The sequence below is a fragment of the Candidatus Cryosericum odellii genome, assembly GCF_003570935.1.
GTDB classification, from domain to species: Bacteria; Caldisericota; Caldisericia; order Cryosericales; family Cryosericaceae; genus Cryosericum; species Cryosericum odellii.
The window spans coordinates 5926-8591 of sequence record NZ_QXIU01000230.1; the positions used below are offsets into that span (position 1 = coordinate 5926).

Sequence of the window (2666 nt, forward strand, 5' to 3'; positions counted from 1 at the left end):
CACAACGCACTCCTTCCCCAGATCACCGGGCTGGCGCTGCAACTGGGCGCCATTGTCGGGGGAGCCCTCGCCACAGAAATAGTGTTTTCATACCCTGGAATTGGCTTTCTGATTCTGCAGGCGATTCAGAACCATGACTACTTCCTGCTCCAGGGATCTTGTCTCTTCATTATCATCGGCGTGTTGCTTGCCAACTTCCTTATCGACCTCGCGTATGTCCTTGTGGATCCTCGAACGCGCGTTGGGATGCAAGGGGAGGGGTAGGGCGCCATGGCACAACCCAGGAAGCAGAACGAAGCGCTTTACTTCATGCGTCGGAACGCCAAGCTCCAGATCGGCGTGGCGATCGTGTTTCTCTTCATCATCCTCGCACTGGTGGGCCCGCTCCTCACGAAATACCAGCCACGAGATTATGTGGCTCCGGGTGCTCAGCCGCCATCGTCTGAGTTCTGGTTTGGTACGACGAGCTTTGGAGAGGATGTCTTTACCCAGTTCGTGTATGGCCTCAGGTCAACGTTCCTCGTAGGTATGGTAGGCGGAGGGCTGGGGACCCTGATTGGTATCCTCATTGGTTTCACGGCCGGGTATCGCGGCGGTATTGCGGATGAAATACTCAATATGCTGACCAACATTGTTCTGGTCGTTCCATCGTTGGTTGTTCTTCTGATCGTAGCGGCCTATCTTGAGGTGCGAGGACTGGTGTTCGAAAGTGTCTACATTGCGCTCTTCTCGTGGCCCTGGGCAGCTCGAGCCATCCGTGCCCAGACCTTCTCATTGCGTTCCAGAGATTTTGTCGATCTGGGCCGCCTCAGCGGTATGAAACCACTCAAAATCATTTTCACGGAGATAGCTCCGAACATGATGTCCTATTTGCTGCTGACGTTCATCCTTCAGTTTGGCGGGGCGATCTTGACAGCGGCCACACTGGATTTCATCGGCCTGGGTCCAACGGAGGGCATGTCACTGGGTCTCATGATGAACAACGCTACCACCTATAGCGCCATCATGCTTCACATGTGGTGGTGGTTCATTCCACCGGGCCTCGCGATTACGGCTATCGTGGGTTCCCTGTATATCACGAACGTTGGGCTGGACGAAGTCTTTAACCCGAAACTCAGGGAGATGTGACCGCATGAGCCTGCAAGTAAAGGACCTTACCGTCTACTACCAGACCCTGAGAGGAGACGTCCACGCGCTGGAGAGCACAACATTCGGCATCGCGGATGGAGAAATCATGGGACTGGCCGGCGAATCGGGCTGCGGGAAAACCACGCTTGGCCAAAGCCTGATCTTCTTGCATCCCCCTATGAAGCTGATCAAGGGAGGAGTGACACTCGACAACAAGCAGCTGCCGATCGGTGATATGGAGAGAATGAACAACTTCCGGTTCAAGAAGGTCTCCATCATCCCGCAATACGCCATGAATGCCATGAACCCGACGCGGAAGATTGGGAAGATGGTGGCCGACTTGCTCAAGTCAAGAAACGTAGACTTCAAGTCTCTCCTGCCTGAACTGAAGAGGCGACTGGACTTGGTCAAATTGTCATACGACGTGCTGAACATGTATCCCATCGAGCTTTCTGGGGGCATGAAGCAAAGAATGGTGATGGTTCTGTCTACCATGCTCAACCCTTCACTGCTCATTGCAGACGAGATCACATCGGCACTCGATGTCTCCAGTCAAAAGGCAGTTTCAGAGATGCTGGTCCAGTTTCGGGACCGGGGATACTGCAAGAGCGTGATTGTTATTACGCATGACATCTCGGTATTGTACCAGATTGCCGATACCATCCTGATCATGTATGCGGGACAATTGGCAGAGAAAGCCCCTACCGATGTCATCGTGCACTCTTCGCAGCATCCGTACACGAAGATGCTGATATCAACNNGTTGGATGCCGGTTCAGGGAACGGTGTCCCCTGGCCTTTGAGAAATGTCTTGAGAAACCGCCATTCGTCGAAACGGAGAAGGACCACTTTGTCGCGTGCTGGAAGGCAGGTGCCTGAGGAAATGCTTACACTTGACGGGGTGTCAAAGGTCTACAGGGTTGGGACGTTTGGGGGTAAGAGCCTCGTTGCGGTCAATGACGTCAGCTTCGACGTGGGCAACAGCGAGGTTGTGTCACTGATTGGCGAAAGCGGAAGTGGGAAGACCACGATAGGGAAGATGATATTGCATCTCACTTCGATCAGTTCCGGAGCAATTCGTTTCAACGGGGTTGATGTTTCGCGTCTGAATGGGCGCGCACGCAAGGAATACTACCGGCACGTCCAAGGGGTCTTTCAGGACCCATTCAGTTCCTATAACCCCATCTTCAAGGCCGATCGGATTTTCAGAACAATCAGAGAAGAGTTCTTTCCCAGGATCGATAGCCACGAATGGAACGAGAAGATCGATAGTTCGATGAGGGCTGTCGGTCTGAACCCCGACGAGGTCTTGAACAAATTTCCCCACCAGCTGAGCGGTGGGCAGCTGCAGCGCTTTCTCATTGCGCGTGCCCTTCTGCTCGACGTTCAGTTTCTCGTGGCAGATGAGATCATCAGTATGCTCGATGCATCCACTCGAGTTGGTGTTCTCAACTTGCTGGCAGAGCTTAAATCTCGTGGGCTGTCTATTCTCTTTATTACACACGACCTCTCTCTGGGCTACTACATAAGTCAGAAGTC

General features: G+C 53.3%; 3 protein-coding genes and 1 pseudogene. All 4 read left to right on the plus strand.

What is annotated here, in order from left to right:
- On the plus strand, positions 1 to 264 hold a 264-nt coding region (locus SMC5_RS11165; RefSeq protein ID WP_207799197.1), incomplete at its 5' end, for an ABC transporter permease subunit.
- Positions 265 to 270: 6 nt separating this feature from the next.
- Entirely contained in the window at positions 271 to 1128 is an 858-nt protein-coding gene (locus SMC5_RS09525) for an ABC transporter permease (protein ID WP_119120531.1), read from the plus strand.
- Positions 1129 to 1132: 4 nt separating this feature from the next.
- A pseudogene (locus SMC5_RS09530) lies at positions 1133 to 2006 on the plus strand (ABC transporter ATP-binding protein).
- Positions 2007 to 2010: 4 nt separating this feature from the next.
- Positions 2011 to 2666 (plus strand): ABC transporter ATP-binding protein (locus tag SMC5_RS09535; RefSeq protein ID WP_133299206.1); only part of this gene is annotated, 656 nt, incomplete at its 3' end.

Bases quoted from the DNA above. Each gene is read 5' to 3' on its own strand.
- SMC5_RS09525 (WP_119120531.1), top strand. From the start codon at position 271: ATGGCACAACCCAGGAAGCAGAACGAAGCGCTTTACTTCATGCGTCGG.